The organism is Paenibacillus sp. TC-CSREp1 (assembly GCF_050171015.1).
Lineage (GTDB): Bacteria > Bacillota > Bacilli > Paenibacillales > Paenibacillaceae > Paenibacillus > Paenibacillus silvae.
In genome coordinates, this window is sequence record NZ_JBNOKM010000015.1 from 129,334 (window position 1) to 147,161 (window position 17,828).

The 17,828-nt window shown below is 41.4% G+C and carries 14 protein-coding genes; 4 read left to right on the top strand and 10 right to left on the bottom strand.

What is annotated here, in order from left to right:
• Positions 1-56 precede the first annotated feature (56 nt).
• The 8 genes from ACQSGY_RS22475 to ACQSGY_RS22510 form a co-directional block, all read right to left on the bottom strand.
• Positions 57-950 (bottom strand): hypothetical protein, encoded by an 894-nt coding sequence (locus ACQSGY_RS22475; protein WP_427180848.1) that lies wholly within the window; start codon positions 948-950, stop codon positions 57-59.
• Between the two features lie 329 nt (positions 951-1,279).
• On the bottom strand, positions 1,280-2,575 hold the full coding sequence (locus ACQSGY_RS22480; RefSeq protein ID WP_427180850.1) for an ABC transporter substrate-binding protein: 1,296 nt from the start codon (positions 2,573-2,575) through the stop codon (positions 1,280-1,282).
• Positions 2,576-2,677: 102 nt separating this feature from the next.
• Positions 2,678-3,454 carry a response regulator transcription factor gene (locus ACQSGY_RS22485; protein WP_427180851.1) on the bottom strand — a complete coding sequence of 259 codons (777 nt, stop codon included), beginning with the start codon at positions 3,452-3,454 and terminating at the stop codon, positions 2,678-2,680.
• A 5-nt stretch (positions 3,455-3,459) separates the two neighbouring features.
• On the bottom strand, positions 3,460-5,337 hold the full coding sequence (locus ACQSGY_RS22490) for a cache domain-containing sensor histidine kinase (protein ID WP_427180853.1): 1,878 nt from the start codon (positions 5,335-5,337) through the stop codon (positions 3,460-3,462).
• A gap of 944 nt (positions 5,338-6,281) precedes the next feature.
• Positions 6,282-7,568 carry an ABC transporter substrate-binding protein gene (locus ACQSGY_RS22495; RefSeq protein ID WP_427180855.1) on the bottom strand — a complete coding sequence of 429 codons (1,287 nt, stop codon included), beginning with the start codon at positions 7,566-7,568 and terminating at the stop codon, positions 6,282-6,284.
• Positions 7,540-8,832, bottom strand: coding sequence for an ABC transporter substrate-binding protein (locus tag ACQSGY_RS22500; RefSeq protein WP_427180962.1), 1,293 nt, complete (start codon positions 8,830-8,832; stop codon positions 7,540-7,542). The genes ACQSGY_RS22495 and ACQSGY_RS22500 overlap by 29 nt, the downstream gene beginning before the upstream one ends.
• A gap of 412 nt (positions 8,833-9,244) precedes the next feature.
• Positions 9,245-9,433, bottom strand: coding sequence for an aspartyl-phosphate phosphatase Spo0E family protein (locus ACQSGY_RS22505; RefSeq protein ID WP_229729946.1), 189 nt, complete (start codon positions 9,431-9,433; stop codon positions 9,245-9,247).
• Between the two features lie 370 nt (positions 9,434-9,803).
• Entirely contained in the window at positions 9,804-10,439 is a 636-nt protein-coding gene (locus tag ACQSGY_RS22510; RefSeq protein WP_427180964.1) for an ABC transporter permease, read from the bottom strand.
• A 521-nt stretch (positions 10,440-10,960) separates the two neighbouring features.
• Between ACQSGY_RS22510 and ACQSGY_RS22515 the strand changes: the two genes are divergently transcribed.
• The 4 genes from ACQSGY_RS22515 (at position 10,961) to ACQSGY_RS22530 (ending at position 14,684) form a co-directional block, all read left to right on the top strand.
• Complete coding sequence (locus tag ACQSGY_RS22515; RefSeq protein WP_427180857.1) at positions 10,961-11,581, top strand: SH3 domain-containing protein; 621 nt, start codon at positions 10,961-10,963, stop codon at positions 11,579-11,581.
• Between the two features lie 45 nt (positions 11,582-11,626).
• Positions 11,627-12,367 carry a hypothetical protein gene (locus tag ACQSGY_RS22520; RefSeq protein WP_427180859.1) on the top strand — a complete coding sequence of 247 codons (741 nt, stop codon included), beginning with the start codon at positions 11,627-11,629 and terminating at the stop codon, positions 12,365-12,367.
• A gap of 145 nt (positions 12,368-12,512) precedes the next feature.
• Entirely contained in the window at positions 12,513-13,841 is a 1,329-nt protein-coding gene (locus ACQSGY_RS22525; RefSeq protein WP_427180860.1) for an RES family NAD+ phosphorylase, read from the top strand.
• A 54-nt stretch (positions 13,842-13,895) separates the two neighbouring features.
• A complete protein-coding gene (locus tag ACQSGY_RS22530) occupies positions 13,896-14,684 on the top strand; it encodes a hypothetical protein (RefSeq protein WP_427180862.1) in 789 nt (262 codons plus the stop codon).
• Between the two features lie 439 nt (positions 14,685-15,123).
• Here ACQSGY_RS22530 and ACQSGY_RS22535 read toward each other — a convergent pair whose 3' ends face one another.
• A complete protein-coding gene (locus tag ACQSGY_RS22535) occupies positions 15,124-16,146 on the bottom strand; it encodes a helix-turn-helix domain-containing protein (RefSeq protein ID WP_427180863.1) in 1,023 nt (340 codons plus the stop codon).
• Positions 16,147-16,392: 246 nt separating this feature from the next.
• A complete protein-coding gene (locus tag ACQSGY_RS22540; protein WP_427180865.1) occupies positions 16,393-17,787 on the bottom strand; it encodes a helix-turn-helix domain-containing protein in 1,395 nt (464 codons plus the stop codon).
• Between the last annotated feature and the right edge of the window lie 41 nt (positions 17,788-17,828).

The following is a 17,828-nucleotide window of genomic DNA, read 5'->3' on the forward strand; positions in this document are numbered from 1 at the left end:
GGCAATTTGGGCCTCTCTGGCAAGCGGCCCTCCGCGCCTCAGCTTGTTAGAGCGGCTCACGACCCGTCCCTCCCTGAACCTGATCTTTCCGAAAATTCCACAGGATCAGAAGGGTCCATATGTCCAGCAAAAGATGATTTTGGGCCAGAATGACCAGCAGCCAACGATTCAGAAATAGACTGTTTCGATCCCGAAGGTCCCTTTTGCCCCAGACGATCTATCGCATTGCGGAAGCTGCTCACGGTTCTGCGCAGCTGCTCCTCCGTCTTACCTGTGACAATGGCCCCGAGCATAATAGCCTTGATGCCGCTATGATGCAGCACGGGCACATCCTCCGATACCAGCTTGCGCTGGGAAGGAACCAATACCGGCACCCCGGCCTTCAGAACAAGTTGCCTATAGTGAAGTACATCTGCGAAGCTTAGCGGGGTACCGTATTCTTCTCCCGGTACTATCGAGGCCTCCAGCGCAGTAAAACCAAAATGTGCAGTCGATTCCACCAGAGACACATCATAAGCATCGTTAATGGCAAACGTAGCTTCCAGCCCCGGATCATGCAGCATAAAGGACGGCAGATGATGCGCATAGATCGAATAAAAGTCAAAACCCAGACCGGCCAGGCGCTCCACATCCTCCCTGCGTGTTCCTTCAATGCTCCCTGATGGCACTACGCCCAACGGTCCTTCGAACTGCGAGCGAATCGCACGAAATACCTCGGTGTATTCATCCAATGGACCAAAATGGTTTCCACTGGCGCGATGCCCCACATTATAGTGCACCTTCAGTGCATCCGCGCCTTCCTCCAATGCTGCCCGAGCCAGTGTGAGATCATTCCCGGGCAGACTGACGATGAGCGACAGCGGCTTGTGAGCCAGCATCGTCTGTAATCGCGCCGTCTTTGAAATATCCTCTCTATCCCAGAGATGATCAACCTTTTGCGAATTCTGCATAACCTGCACCTCCTGTGCCTGTTTCGTCTCCTGTGTCTGTCTCGTTTTCTGTGTCTGTTCTTCTGCTGTGTCTGTTCCGTCCTCTGTGGCAGCTGTATCTTTTGCATAACAGGCGCCGGGCTTTGTCCGCTCGGGCCGCTCCTCACTTTCCTTTTACGATCTTTTACGATCTTTTACGATCTGTTACCACTTCTACGGTCTGTTACGATCTGTTCATCTCTCCACGATATCCTGCTTGTTCTCCCCTGTTACAGTTGTTGGTTTGGTTGGTTGTCGGTTTTGTCCTAGTTATGTCTCTTCTACGACTTGTCACTGCATTCACTGCCTTTTCAGTCCTGTAGTATTTGCTGTACCTCAACTTGCATCTGCTTGAGATTATCCTCGGGAGCCGCTGTCCGAGCGAATAACCGATCAAATCCTTGCAGCACCGCATTATCAATATCCTGCCAGCGAATATGCCCCGGAATCAGCCGCGCTTTTGGCATCTCATCAATAACAGCCTGCACGATATGCTCCTTGCTCGGATTGTTTGGCTGCTGGATGAAGGCGTCGGAGTTCAGCACCGATGTACGTGCAGGCACAAAATACGTCGCGGTGGCCTGAGTGCCCTGTTCACTGGCAAAATACTTCAGCAGCTTCTTCGTCTCCTCCGGGTGTTTGCTATCGTTAAACATCGCATACCCCGCCTGCCCCAGCATCGGTACACTGCCCTGTGAGCCGGACGGCATAGGTGCAATGCTCCATTCGAAATCCTTGATCTCCCTTGCTTTGGACACATAGCTGTAGTTATCGAAGAATATGCCCACATTACCAGCATCAAAGCTCACCTGCTCTCCCGCTTTCGGGTGGGATTCGTCGGTAAACATCATACGCTCCAGCATGGCAAAGGTCTGTACACCGTACTCATCATTCCACGTAAACGCTGTCATATCCTCATTAAATGGCCCGCTTCCATTCGACCAGGAGTAAGAGGAAAGCACCGCCCAAGTCTTCCAGTCCCGAAAAAAGTTAGCCCCATAGATGCGATTCGCCGCATCCTTGCTGGTAATCGCTTTGGCAGATGCCTCAAACTGCTCCCACGTCCACTCTCCTTTGGCAGCCAGCGTGTTCGGATCGGTCAGCCCGGCCTTGTCAAACAGCGTTTTATTATAAAACATCACCACCGGCGGTGTAGAAAACGGCAAGCCTAACAGTTGATCTCCCTCACGGAAGAGATCCAGCGTGCTGGGAATGTAATCGTCCAGCTTGAACTGTGCATCATCCTTGAACGCCGACACGTCGGCCAGGATGTGATTGGACTTGAACTGTGGTATCATGCGTTCCGATACCCAGGCCAGATCGGGAAGCGAACCTCCAGCGGCAAGCACTGAGATTTTCTGCTGATAATCGGCAAAGGGTACAGATTCCATCGTTACCTTGATGCCCGGGTTTTCTTTTGTAAAGCCATCGATCAGCTTGTTGTACACATCAATGTGTGCCTGGTTGCCCCACATCATGAACTTCAGCTCTACCTTGTCGCTCTCTCCGCCAGAGGCGTTAGAGTTACCCGCCTTTTCGCTGCTTGTGCACCCGATCAGCGCGGTAATCATAAGTAAGAGAATCAGCGTCAGTCCTGCTTTTTTCATGAAAATCCCCCTTAAGGACGTTATGGTATTCCTGTGCCACCCCAGTATATCGAAAGCGCTGCTTGCTCCTAAATCATGTGAGTTGCAGAAATGGTACGGAATTTAAAGAGGTTTTTTCGTGCTGTATCCATCACGATACTCCCCTGCCGTGCACCCCATCTGCTGCTTGAACACCAGCATGAAATGCTTTGGACTCTGGTACCCGGATAACCGGGCAACGTCATAGATTTTGAGTCCGGTGTTGACCAGCAGCCATTTGGCTCGCTCCATCCTTGCATCCGCAATATAATCCGAGTAATTGATGCCTGTCTCGGTTTTGAACAGCTGGCTCAAATAGGTCGGGTTCAGGTTGACCAGCGCAGCCATCGTCTGGAGCCGCAGATCACCATCGGGGTGCTGATGGATGTGCTCCTTCACGCTTCGAATAATTTTGCGAGGTTCCCCGTAATCCGGCTCTGCTGCGCAAGAGGATTCTGGTATGGGAAGTGTAGAGCGGCCGTATTTACGGTCGAGCAGCGATTGCATTTTTTGCACACATTTTACCAGCTCATGACGTTCGATTGGCTTCAGCAGATAACTTAATACCCCGTGCTCCATCGCTTTGCGTGCATATTCAAACTCCCCGTACCCGCTGATGATAAGTATCAGCAGATCAGGGTACATCTCTCTTGCCAGCGAAACCAGCGTCAACCCATCCATCTCGCGCATGCGGATATCGGTGATTAATACATCGGGCACTTCGCAGCGCAGCACCTGCAGCGCCTCGGCCCCGCTTGCCGCTTCCCCCACCACCTCAAATTGGGGTGAGGCCTGTACAATCAGCTCCCGCAATCCCTGACGGATCACCGTCTCATCTTCGACAAGCAGCACTTTATACATCTGTTCTAATCCCCTTTCGGTTGAAGGTGAATGGCTAATGTCACAACCAGCCCTTGTCCAGGGCTTCCATCAACACTTAGTCCGCTGTCTTCCCCATAGATCAAACGAAGCCTTTGAGCGATATTATGCAGCCCCAGACTATCCCCGGCGTGGCGATGCAAAATAGAATTGCTGGGTTGGGGTTGCTCCATGACCTGTCCAGAGACAGAAGCATTCAAGCGATCCAGCTCGTCCTGCTCCATGCCTTTGCCGTTATCCCGCACACTGATTAGCAGCTCCTGATCAAATAACACCGCAGAAACCCAGATTATGCCGCCCTCGCTACTGCCAGTTAGCTTTCCTTCAATCCCATGGCAGATTGCATTTTCCACCAGCGGTTGCAGCAGCAGCTTGGGAATCGGACAGTCATGAACCTCCTCTTCAATGTCATAGATGATCTCCAGTTCACCGTTGTAACGCACCTGTTGAATTCGCACATAGGCATCGACAAATGCCAGCTCATCCCGAAGGGGCACCATGCGATCCGCCTTATCTATGGTGTATCGCAGCAGCTTGCCAAGCGCCGTCACCATTGCAGATACCTCGGCATGTCTCTCACGGATAGCCATCATGTTAATGGACTCCAACGTGTTGTATATAAAATGAGGGTTAATCTGGCTCTGCAGTGCCGACAGTTCTGCCTCCCGTTCCTGAATTTCGAGTAAATACACTTCACGGAACAGGCGATGAATCTCCTCCATCATACGGTTAAACCCTCGGCTGATCTGACCAAGCTCGTCATTGCTGTAATGGGCAACCCGCTGGCTGAAATCACCCTGCTCCACACGAATCATGTGATGCTTCAAGCGAATGAGCGGGCGGGTAACCCTGTAAGATATCAGCACAGCAAGGGTCGCTACAGCCGCCATACATAACAGCGCCAGTCCCATGGTGAAGGTAAGCATCTCCCTGGATTCCTTCTGTATAACAGCTATGGGCGTCAGGCTGATCACCGACAACCCGGAATACCCCGAGACATGCCTTACATGGAGATAGGACTGTCCATCCAGTTCTACCTTTTGGTTATCTGCATCATTCTTAAATTTCCCCTGAGATAATAAAGGCCCGTAAGCAAACAGCCCTTCTGTAGAAGCTCGCTCGAAAATAAGACGCTGCTGGCTGTCCACAATCATCAGGCTTGCCTTTTGCTCAAAATTCAGATTGGACAGCAGCTGCCCAAAGGCCTCCGGGCGAATATCAATCAAAATATAACCCAGCCGCCGAAGCGTGCCCGGATCACGCAGTTCTCTACCTACAGTGATGTATTGTACTTCCTGCTCACCTGCGTAAAAGCCGGGGACATGCGGAGGAAGCAGGCGCCACTTCCCTTCCGTATCCCTAAGCTCGGCAAACCAGCTCTCCCGACTCCCGTCCCAGACCGGCTTCACCGCGAGCGAGTCCAGATTGGAGAACAGAATACCGCTGTTGCTCAGCAGATGAATGCCCCGAATCTCCGGGCGGTCATAGGCTTGAGCTGACGTGTACAGCTTCATTTTCAGATAATCATCCGACTTCGCCCACGTCCCTGAACCCATCGGTCCGTCGTACTCCCGTAAGATATCAAGCACCGTCTGGTCATAGAGCGGCAAGAGCGATAAACGCTCAAAGTCCTTGAGCATCCGGTTCAGATTGGTGTTGATCTGGCGCACCATATCGATGGTAAACTGCTCTGTCTTGCGATCCAGCGTCTGCGAAAAATGCGCGTAGCTCATCACCCCCTGCAAGCTTAGCGGCAGCAGCGTCAGTGCCAGGAAGAGAAGCAGCAGCCTGGAGTGCAGATTCATGCTTTTTGAAATGGAACGAAGTCTCCAAACATAGTCAAGCATCCTTTTGATCATATTCATATATCCCTCCTCGTTGAACTGTTTGAGACCTTGCCGTGATTCCATAAGATCTTTCAATCCGATGCTTCGCTGAGGTTTAACCCGGATGCTTAGACCTGATGCTTTGATCCGATCTATCGTTCAAAAGGTTCTTTCTAATGGCTTCATTCCAAAACAAATTGAGGTCATCATATCCAGTTTAGAGCCACATTTGCTATCCTGTAAGCTCTGGATTTGGTTCGAATTTTCAAGAAGAGATGAAGATTGAGGCAGATACGTGGGATTTTTTTTGGGGGGGAGTTTAGCATACCGTATGGAACAAATTAGCCAATGTTTATCAAAGATTTTCAGTTTGGCTAATGTTTTTTTCGAACAAACTAAATAACCTCCACCAGAATGGAGGCTATGGCTATATGTATTTAATAGGCTGAACCTCGTTTTTTTCTAGTAGTACGAACAAATTCGTGAGATTTTTCCATAAAATTCTCTAACTTCGTTCATTCAAGCTGCAATCACTCCAGCCAGTTTCGGAGTTATTACAGCATACTTTTCAGCCTTCAAAATCAAAACGATTACCCACTAACCTGATAATACGAAAAGCCGACTACAACATTGCGGTCGGCTTCTTGGTTTCCATTTTTTCTTGATCTCCCAGGCTTATCAGGAAAAACATTCTATTTTGCTATTGGTATCATTCTTGACCTATCCCTTATTATCTCAAATTCAATACAATATTCTTCATTTTCTCGAGTCGGGCCCTCATAAAAAACTGCATTATTTTTTTTATAGGTTCAATATCACATGCTTTACAGCCGCTACTCAAAAAAAATAGTGTACTCCCATATAAAGTGTCATGAATCCAAGACATATCTATTGAATCTTTGTTTTGGAAAAGTTGAATCTTCATTGGAATGTATTCTCCAATTTCGTAAGTAGTGTTTACACTCTTCAAAAACTTTCTATGATCATTCACTTTTTAGTTTCTCCTTCGCATAGATATTAATTGCTTGACTTACTATTTCTTGATAGACCTGTTCTGTACTTTTGGCATTAATTACACCAGAGTTCAAAACTGATTTCAGCATTTCGCCAAATTCATCCTGAAATTCCTGCGAAAGATCATCGTAATACCCTCTTCTTGTATCTATTGTTTTATTAATTAGTTGGTTAATCTCAATGCCGCCGTAATTGCCTAATCTTGAATTCAAGGTCGATATACTCCCTATTAAATCCTGTGATTGAAGCGGCTCCACCGAATCCTCACTCATTAGGTAAGCGATAACATTCCACACATCTTGCTTGTTTGATGATTCTTTGTTTATGGCAAACACATGATTAAATTGCAGACCTGAGTTCAAGTTAGGGTTAAATGAATCGGCTGGATAGCTTGTAACTCCCCATGAAAAGTCATTTTTTTTCTGTAATTCAGGTATGATACTGATATTTGAAGATAACATAGCTGCTCTACCTTCTAAAAACTGTTCTCCAGTGCCTTCAACTAAACTCTCTTGCTTCATCAAATTCATTACAAGTTCAATCATAGTGAGCCAATCTTTCTTATTAAAGAGAAGTTCTTTTTTTTGATCATCAACTAATTTAACTTTATTGGTAGACAAAATAGCCATAATTATGTGTTGAGGAGTAGCTTCCCCACCTTCAAGTCCAAACCATCCGCTCTTTGCAAATCGACTTGAGAGGGACAGTATTTGGTTCCAATCCATCTGATCTGTTGGATAATCAATCTGTAAAGAATCAAACAAATTCTTATTGTAAAAAATTCCTGAAACGACTACCTGAGGTGCCAATCCAAGGAGATCTCCAGATTCGTTTGAGAGAACCTTTTCCATCTGATTATAATACTTATCCAATTCTAAGTTGTTGGAGTCTTGAACAAAAGGACTTAAGTTTTCAATAAGTTCTTGATCACGTAGATCTCTGAATGTTGGTAGATAAGAAATAACTAGGTCAGGATGACTCTGTTCAAAAAAGCTATCTGAATCATATAAACTATCATTGTTAGATGAAACAACTTTAAAAGTTATATTTGGGAATTTACTCATAATATGATTTCCATAAATTTGGTAAAAGGATTCCTCACTTTGAGGAGTCAAAACAGTGAGTTCCATACTCATTTCGGGCTCTTTTTTATCAACAGATTTATCTAGTAAACCACAGCTCGTCAATAAACTAAGTATGAGAATACCACATACATAAACAAACATTTTATTTTTCTTTTTCTGTATATAAAGCATGTGATAATTCCTCCTGCATTCTATCAATAATTGAATCTAAATTACCTGAATCTATAATCGCATCTTGTAAGCCTTTATTTATAATCATATCTGTCTTTTGCTTCACTTCCGCATTTAAAGATTTTCTCTCTGTAAGTACACTAACCGATGGATTCAAGAGATAAAAAACATCTTGATCGTCACCTGACTTGAGTTGTCTTACAGATATAGTGAATTTTTCAATACTTGATTTAGAACGCAATTCTGCTGTTTTTTTACTGTTTAATTGCTTCCAAATTTCAGAGGATGCAGCATAGTTTTGAGTATTAGAACTTATTCCACTCAGAATTGGATAAGTTATAGTTGTACTGATGTCTGAATTTTCTGTACCTACTGGTTCTGTTACAACCCCCCAGCTAACCTCTTGATTCTTACTCTGGATTTGTCTCATAAAATAGGGAGTTTCAAGTATCATTGCAATCTTCCCAGAAATGAATAGATCAATTGGAACCCCTCCATTCACATCTATTCCACCACTGGAATATGCACTTACTTCATTAGAAATCAAACGCTTCCAATAATCCGTCCCAAGATGAATTTCATTGCGTGAAGCATCATACCATCTGCGTTGATCTGCCTTACCCATTTCAGTTAAAAGATCAGCATAATCATAATAGGGAGTGTACATACCCTTGAGATCAGGTATACCTGCGAAACGTTGTGTTAACAACAATAATTCTTGCCAGGTCATTTTATCTGTTGGTTCAGGTATCCCATACTTTTTGAATACATCCTTATTATAAAATAATGCTTGTGCCGTCATAGCCTGAGGGAATGCATAAATCTTCCCCCCTCCCATTTCATTCAGTGTAGCTAATAAGTTCTCATTAATCCCTGTTGTAAAATCTTCTTCTGTAAATAACATGTTAAGCTCATTTAATAAATTTTCATTTTGTAGTTCTGAAAAGATCTCTGATGGGAAAAATAAAATGTCTGGATTTTCCTTTTTAACTATCTCTATGTATTTTTTAACGTCCCAATTCTGTCCACTCACAGGGATGTATTTCATAGAATCCCATATGCCATCTCCTAAACTACTTTTATACTCTATGATTTCTATAGTTGTATTACTAGATTGTTCATTAATTACACTTCCATAATCTCTTTTGAAATCAGCATACGAACTATATAAAATTTTAATGGTTTTACTTTCTTCTATTTCTTTGTTACTACAGGCTGTCAGTATTAGCATGAGCATGACCAACAGCAAAAAATTAACTCTCATCACTTTCACTTTGGTTCCTCCCACCTCTATTTCATGACAATTCATCCACACATAGATTATTCTAAAAAAACTAATTTCTTAATAATATACTTTATTATTCGTAATTTTCCTTTTTTGTTTTTTTTGAATAAAATAATTCATTGAATATAAATAAATCTAAATAATAATCCTATTGTAAACAGTTTATATATAAACCAAGAGGCGATATTTCACACAAGAAAATAAATAAATTGTATACTTTAATTTGAAAAACAAAAAACATCTGTACATTCCATTAAATCATCCAGCGGAGAATGTTTAGTACCCCGTATCTGTAGAAAGCTACCAAGTAAGCTACTCATTAAAACGGATGGCTCGAACTGAGCTAAGTCATATAAAGCATTCCTTTTATTACATCAAAAAACCGACTGCATTACGCAGTCGGCTGTCTCTTCATATAACGCTTTTTATATTGAAACCGGTAATATTCATTGATCAATTCATCCAAAACCATGGACTGCTCGAGGACTTTATTATCCTGCATGCCATGATTCTCCGCCAAGCGACGTAACTCCTGTCTATTTCGCTCAATTCGATCTTTGATCTGCATCGGTTCACTCACAGCATGCACCCCCCTCTTTCTTTCTACATCATTTTAGGATACATTGCCAAAAAATTCATATTTTATTCCTTTGCAAAGTCAAATGATTGTTTGCAAGGTAGTTTCATAAAATTTAAATTAATTCAAATCTCCTTATTGTTTGATAATCAAAACAAAAAGAAATAGACCGCCCCGCTAAGGTAATGGTCTATTTCAGATACCTATGCACAGCCACCGCCCTTAGAAGCGGCTGTTATAAAGAGTAGGGATGTTAGCGCATCCTTGCTCTTTTTTATTATCTCCAGTTTAGCACAGTTTGTTGCATAAGTTAACTCTTTACTGGTAATTATTGTAGCCCATTTTTGGAGCACAAGGGAAGTGGTATAAGCATCTATGGCATGAGAGTCCTTTGTTTCTTTAAAGCAACCCATGTTACTAACAGGAAAAACATTGTATACGCTAAGGTAAACAGCATGCTTTTAGTTACAGAATAAATGTTAGGCATATCGTAGAATGATACAATTCCTCCATAAGCCGTATCTCTAAATAAAATAGGGAGCATTGATTTTTGAATAAATAAAGGTAAATACTGCCCTACAGACCAACTATGGAACACTGATGATTCAATGGTTGGGTAGATAAAACCAACGATGATGCCCGCCATTAAACTTTTGATCAAAACGCTGATGCAACCTGCAAACATCCCCCACAATAATAGACTTATGATAGAACCTAACATTTGTAGAGAATAATCTTTAATCGTTATTATTTTCGTGTTTACTAAATCCATGGGAAGATCGAAAACAGCTGGAGTGACATAGCTGAACATCATTCCAACAAGGATTGTCAGCAACATAAACAAAAGTATAAATGTAAATATAGCCATAACTTTTGCAAGCAGCACTTCTAAACGCGTCAAGCCTTTAACCCATAATTGTCTGAGCGTATAGCTGCGGTATTCTATTCCAAATATCAGCGCACCAATGATAGAGATTACGATCGGTCCTAGGGCATTTATAGAAGCCAGTTATTTCCTGCAGGTGTCGCACTTCACATTACAATCCGTCATATGAATATATTCAATTAGGAATGGAAAATCTGAGATTCGTAAAAGAATCGTGGAGTAGTGATAAAATATATAATGATATCAGACTATTTAATGGTGAAGAACTTGGAGGTATGGGATATCACGTCTACGAGAATGAAGACGATATGGAAAATTGGTTAGCGGATTATATGCTTGAGCATCGGACATGGCCAGAACCAATCATTGTTCTGAATAACTTGAAATTCAATTCATGGGGAGAACCCTTTCACTTGATGGAAGGGCATCGTAGATTGGATTATTTAAGAGATCTATACCAGGAAGAGAGAGACACGTTAAAATATCAACATGAGGTTTGGATCGCAGCACTAAAGTGAAACCGAATACTGAAAGGGAAAAAGTAATCGATTCTATAATTTGATGTTTTATTACAAAATGTAACAAATTTGAGGTGTGTATATGATAAAATTCAAATAATTAAAAACTGGAAGGAGAATGTAGTTGTGCAAAAATGTACTAGCTTATGTGGTAAATTATTTATCTTATTCATCTTCGCTTTTGTATCTTTCTATGTACCAACAGGAAAAGCAGATGCTAGGCTGGTATCGTACAGCAAAAAGGTTAATGTATGGGATGTTAAAGCTTCAGGTTTGAACATTCGAAGTGGCCCCGGAACTGCATACCCTGTCATTGCCCAAGTGAGCCAAGGAACCGATCTGGTGGAATATTGTCCAACTGCTGATTGTGGTGTTACAAATGGTGGTGATTTCACATGGACACGACTGTATTACCCAAGTGCCAGCATCGGATACTATGCTAATGCTGCTTCAGGGTGGGCCGCATTTTATAATAATGTAGGCAATAGGGTTTTCAATTACCATTACGCAGCGGTAGCTAAAACCAGTAGAGCAACTAGCATGTATACGAGTGACTGTAGCAATTTGAGTGGTTTAATTAGACATTTCCCACAGGAAAATTATTACCTACAAGCTTTTGATTCGGAATTACAGGCTTCGCCTTGCAATCCTAATGCATGGAGGATGCAAGATTCTCAAGGTGATTCCGATGCACAAGGTTATTTTTATAGCGGATTTGTAAATGGCTGGAACTTAAAAGCGGAATGATACGTCAAGAATATATACTGAATCAATAAGAGGAGGAACTGAACTGTGAAGAAAAAAATTTGGGCATCACTACTAACTATACCACTAGCCTTTGCATCGGTCGGGGGGTATATCTATCTCAGCCAACCGACAGTTGTTAGTGCTCAGAGTGACGTTGAGAGCGCAGCACAAAAAGCAACTCAAGCCAAAGTAGAGTATATTAAAGAAACGTTAGAAGATGGATCGTATATCGTCCGTTATCGAGATCGAGTCAATTTGACTGAAATCACCGAGGAGTACCGTGATAACAAAATATACAGCAAATTGATCGTGGAAGATGGCGGGAAGAAAATCACTTCATACGGCCGTGATTTTGAATCAGGAAAATTGGTTGGGAATACCTGGACGATGCCTGAGAATATTGCAGCTGAAAATGAAAAGTTGCTCCAGATTTCACTGCTAGAAAATGCAAAACAAGAGTTACAAAAGCAGAATTGGACCGTGCTGGAGCCTAAAGGAGCACAAGCTCGTTCTCTTGCAGAGAGTAATGAACAACAAGCTGTGTCCGAAGACGATCTCCATAAAGAAATAGTAACAATTGATTTAGAGACAGGTTTGCCTACGAAACGTGAAATTTTTATGAAAGATAAAAATGGGGAAATTGTAACAAACTCAACCAAAACGGAGGAATATAAGTATCTGGATTCGATGCCAATGCAGATTCAAAAAATGACTTCAGAAGAATCTGTCGAAATTAAAGAAATTCCAGCTCCAGTTATTGAAGACAAAGTGATTGAAGGTTCATAACTGAAGAGGAGCATGCAGAGCCAGCGCTCATTAATGAGTGCTGGCTCTTGCTGATGCGTGCCTATACATATGAAATGCTCATACATTAAAATAGAATATATTGTTCGGTTCCAATCATTTTAGAAGGATAAGAGGGGATTCACTGATGGCTTTAGATTTAATGAGGTGTACAGTTTGTTCTTCATGCGGGGATGAGATTTTTGAATTTTTTGAGTTACGTAGCTATCCCATTGAGCCGTATCAAAAATATGTACAGGACTATATTTTTGAACCAGCAGAGCTTGAAGATGATGAAGCTCCGGACTGTGAGGTCTGCAACAGTGAAATTGAGCCTGAAGAAGCATATCATTCCATAACGGTACCTATTCGGATGTTGTACAGTTTAGCAGACGAGCTATCAAAAAATATTGGTGGCTGCGAATTTTGTCATGGTAATGAACTTAGATACATGGAGGCGAGTTATAACAGTGACAAATTTGAAAGCTCCCCCATTGATTTGGGTGGAAGTTCTTATGATGCCGCTGGATATTTAGAGTGGTGTGAAGTTCCTGATAGCCTAATTGGAACCTTTCTCGATTTAATGAAGTGCCCGAGTTGCCATTATGGAAGAGATCCTGAAACTGGAAATAATCCGAGTGGCGGTATATTTAAAGCAAATCATGATGTGTATACTACAAAGGAAGTAAACTATTTCTATGGAGAAGATAGCGAATTTGATGCAGAGGAGTTCTCCAATTTCGCTAAACGATATGAAGAGGAGATTTCGCTATCAGACCTGTTAGCCTTTAGAGAAACACTTAGAACGCAACCACTTTTAGCGTACAAAGATAAAACAGGTGTAGCTATCTACAATGTACTTCTAAAACACTTTAATGACCAAGCATATGCAACACTTCGTATGAATGAGATTGAACTGTACCGTGGCAGAACAAGAACAATTGATTCAAGGAAGCCATATGACATGGAGCAAATGTGGTCGGCACCCCAAGGGAAAACTTCACACGGACGGTATAATTTTATTGGTGTTTCTGTTTTGTATGTTTCAGATCACGTAGAAGCTGTACCTTACGAAATTAATCCTGCACATGACCAGGTGCTGGATATTGCCACGTTCAAGATTACAAAAAAGAGGCTGCGGCTTTTTGATTTGGGTTCGTTTGATCCTGCATTCCAAGGTTTCTTCAGTGAACTTAATGAAGAGAGCAACCAGTTAAAGTCCGCATACCTGCTACCTAACTACATCGGTGCTTGTTGCAGTGACATTGGATATGATGGCGTTAGCTACGGCGGTGTTCACCAATTAGAGGATCGGGAAGGGTATACCAATTACGCTTTGTTTAATATAGAGCCTGGTCTGGATCTCGAACCGGCAGAGCCCGATGTGAAGACCTATAAACCTAGAATCAAAATTGGACTTGATTACCAAGAGAAGAAACCAGCAAGAAATGTCTTTGATCCAACAAAGTATTTTTAAACTATCACGATTGCCCTTTCCATATGTAATGAAGGGGATAGAGGAGATAACCGAGTGAGTTCTTCTACTACTTATTTTCAGAAAGATGTCGCTGTTAAGCTAAGCGCCTACTTTTACAAAAAGATTAATGACTTACAAGTCTCTGAACCTGCTTTATATACGAGTATAGCTGGAGAGTATGCTGCTATTTTGGGGAGTATTTCAGATGACTACATCGATAGGGATCGCTGTGATTTAAACTCAAATTGGCTATCCTGTCTTTCTGAACCAATCACTTATTATACGAAGAAAGACTTGACCGAAATCGAAGAAGATGAGAATACGGTCATTTATTCATCCAGGATTGATCTGGCTATTACTCCAACAATCCTCACCAAAAGGCGGAGCCTGGCAACTCATCGTCTTCCGGAGAATCAAAGTCTCTTTTATTATTTAAGCCAATGTCACTTCATCGAAGAGATTTTCACGGAGCTGAGTAGCCAATCTAATGCCAATCTAGAATTGATAAATTTTGAGGGGTACGTTGAACCCAATATTAATCGACCGGTACATCTATTTGGCATAGAAATTGAAAATCAGACAAACCCGAAGCATCTAATGGGTGATTTTTTAAATGTGATTAGTCTGTCCCAATATCCTATCGTGTTATTTCCTGAAGATAAGTTTGAGGGGTGTCTCAGAATGTTGATGTTTTCTAAAACCGTGTATCGCCTCAAAGGGGTAGCCATTTCTGGTACGCTTCAGAGAGCCTTAGTTCTAAAGGTCAATCAATTTAGGGATACCATGAACAGATTTCTATCTTCAGAAGGATTAGATTTGATTGAAGTGTATGAATATAGCTGATCTTCATTTCCGCGACACCCACACTAAGTTGGGTGTTTTTTTCTTTTATGAAGGCCTCTTTGATTTTCTGTTTTTGACATCGTTGTCGTACTTCTATCGCTGCAGGGAACATATATTCAAAACCGATCAGGCAAAGATTTCGGTAGATCATCAAAAAACTTTACTTTTTCAGAATGTGAATAGAATGAAGTAGTACATTAAATTTGGAGGATGGACGATGAATCAAGAACAGCAACAGCCCACTTATTATTGGATACGCATATTTGATTATAATTCAGAACGAGATCAATTTGAAAAAGGCGTAATGCTCGATGAGTTCTACACCAAGAATCTACAAGACCGTGAACATGTGAAGCAGCTAGTAAAGGATCGTTATTGTAAATCAACTAGTGAGAAAATAGGCTTTGCTAAAAAGGCAAGAGTGGTATGTATGCAATCATTATGGAGAGCGGACTTTTCTTCTATAATCGTTTCTATGCGACGATACAAACCGCTTGTTTTGTATGTTTAGGGAGTGTGCAGGGGAAGGGCTATCACTTTTCCAAGGGCATATATCGGGCCAAACACGGGTTACCAACCTGGCGATTTTTAAATCTTGTTCTTCTTTAGTTGGATTTTTAATTTCATGTAGAATATTTTCATATATATCTATGTACTTTAATGCCTGTACATATTGATTTCGCTCTTCAGAGACATTAGCCTGTAGCAGGTTAGCATAAGCATTATAAACAAATAGAGGATAAAAAGATTTCCTACCTTTAGTTTTATGCTTTTTATTTTGAAATTTAATCTGAAAGTTAACTCTCTTTTCCAGTTCTTGAGCCAATTCCAGAACCTTATCCCATAAGCTAATTGAAGCATATGTGTTAGCTAAATCTTTAATGGCGTCCAACTGTACTTCCTCATTCAATTTATCAATATATGGTTCAAACTTTATTGCCGCTTTAAGATTATCAAATTTGCTCAGTGTTTTATGAAGCAAGAAAATACGGTACTGACATAAGGCCAATCGCTCCGAGTGTTGATATTTCTCACTGTCTGCCACACATTCATACAAAATAAGAGCTGCTTCTTTTAGTCCTTTAGCAAAAAAGTCTTCAGCCACTTCAAATAACTGTTCTATATAGGATCGATCGTCCGTCACATGAGTAATAACTTGTTGTATACAATCCAATTTACCTAGTTCAGCACACTCGTATAGGTATGGTTCCAAACGTCTCCAGTGAGGCGATGATTCAATGAAGGATTCTACTCCGTAAGTTTCATAAAAATAACCCTTTTCTAATCCCATTGCAGAAGTGATCTGATTCAGTTGGTTTATAGACATTGGTCTGCTACCCTTAAGAATAGCACTTAATGTCCCAACATTAACTCCTGTAATATCGGAAAAATGCTGCAACTTGAGATTTTGTTCTCTCATATACTTCTCAATATGTGCTCTTATTGTAGGAGCTAAATTCACTATTCCACCTCCTAAATAAAAAATAACTTATAATTCAATTTGATATAATAAATGTTATTTTAATCCTGTATTTTACATAGGTCAATCTATTATAAAATAAAAAAAACGTCCCATTTCCGAAATGGAAATAGCACGCTTACTATTAATAAACATAGAATTTTTTAGTATCCCCCAAAACCATGACTAGAAAGTAAAGTTATAATTGTCTCTACACCTTCTGTAGAGCATTGAAACATCAAAAAGGAACTAAACAGCATTAGTGCCAACACTGCTTTTTTTATCATATCGATCATAAACCTCCTTAATAATACTTTTATACTGTGATTCTGTTGATTCAGAAGCCTGATTTCTATATTCTTCAAATAAACTGACACAATAAATTATAGTAGAGTCATCGTTAACCTTCTTAGCAACCACTAAACAATTAAGAAGATGCCTAAATCCTTCTTGATACCTCTCTCTAGACAACTCGTATAAGGCCAATTCTCCCAAAAATTTGATATAATGGTCGTTTTTTATCATTATACTATAACTATTTTGATAGCTAAGTTTATTAAGTACCTTGTAAATAAAAAGATCGAATCTTCTAAGAACTTGATCAATATTGAAGTTATTCTGATTAGCTGCTTCTATAACTTTAACAAGTCCGAGAAGGGTTTCGTTTTCATTAACTTCTATAAAATCGAGATAAGAATTCAACGCATTTTTATCACCTATCATTAGTTTGTACAAATAAGTATTTACCTCAGCCCAATCTTTGAATCGTTTTATAAAATGTTGATCCTCTGAAGTAGGGTCTTCAATAACTATATCGGAATACAAAGCGGTATACTCCAATGCCTTTTCATATTCTTTACGTTCTCCGCATACTGTTGCCATCATTAAATAAGCGTAGTATTTATAAGTAAACATTGGGTGTTTAGAAAGTCGATTATAGTCCATTCCTTTTTTTTTATTTTTATATTGTTCCAAACATTTGACTTGTTGTAATAGTTCGCCAGCTAAATGGAGTACTTTATCCCAGTAACATAAGCTACCATACATATTAGCCAACTCCCTTATCGCATCCAGCTGCCTCTCCTCATCCAGCCGATTAATATACGGCTCGAAGTGCACGGCGGCACGGAGGTTATCATGCTGATTCTGACCAAGCGAGAGGGTGAAGATGCGATACTGGCAGAGGGCCAGGCGCTCGGAATGCTGGTATTTCTCGCACTCGGCTACGCATTCATATAACATGCGGGCTGCTTTTTGCTGACCGCGCTCCAGCATGCCTTCGGCCATCTCGAATAGTTCCGAAATATAGGAGCGATCGTCCGTTACTTGTTGGATCACCCGCTGGATGCAGTCCAGCTTGTCCAATTCTGCACAGCGCTGCAGGAAAGGCTCAAGCCTTCGCCAGTGGGGAGCCGATTCCACGAAGCACTCCGCACCGTACGTCTCGTAGAAATAACCTTCCTCCAGATTCATGCCCTGGGTAATCAGATCAAGCTGCGCCATGGCGATGGGACGAGTTCCCTTAATGATTGCACTTAGCGTCCCGGCGTTCACTCCCGATATATCTGCAAAATATTGAAGGGTATATCCCTGTTTCCTGATGTAATCCTCAATCGTTGAGCGTATCGTAGTTGCAGGTTCCATGTATCCCACCTCCACAATTAAAATCCAGAAATTTGAATTTA

What these genes read in the sequence shown, in the direction of transcription:
- ACQSGY_RS22490 (WP_427180853.1), bottom strand. Translation starts at nt 5,337, where the DNA reads ATGAATATGATCAAAAGGATGCTTGACTATGTTTGGAGACTTCGTTCC.
- ACQSGY_RS22475 (WP_427180848.1), bottom strand. Translation starts at nt 950, where the DNA reads ATGCAGAATTCGCAAAAGGTTGATCATCTCTGGGATAGAGAGGATATT.
- ACQSGY_RS22485 (WP_427180851.1), bottom strand. Translation starts at nt 3,454, where the DNA reads ATGTATAAAGTGCTGCTTGTCGAAGATGAGACGGTGATCCGTCAGGGA.
- ACQSGY_RS22495 (WP_427180855.1), bottom strand. Translation starts at nt 7,568, where the DNA reads ATGCTTTATATACAGAAAAAGAAAAATAAAATGTTTGTTTATGTATGT.
- ACQSGY_RS22480 (WP_427180850.1), bottom strand. Translation starts at nt 2,575, where the DNA reads ATGAAAAAAGCAGGACTGACGCTGATTCTCTTACTTATGATTACCGCG.
- ACQSGY_RS22540 (WP_427180865.1), bottom strand. Translation starts at nt 17,787, where the DNA reads ATGGAACCTGCAACTACGATACGCTCAACGATTGAGGATTACATCAGG.
- ACQSGY_RS22525 (WP_427180860.1), top strand. Translation starts at nt 12,513, where the DNA reads ATGGCTTTAGATTTAATGAGGTGTACAGTTTGTTCTTCATGCGGGGAT.
- ACQSGY_RS22500 (WP_427180962.1), bottom strand. Translation starts at nt 8,832, where the DNA reads ATGAGAGTTAATTTTTTGCTGTTGGTCATGCTCATGCTAATACTGACA.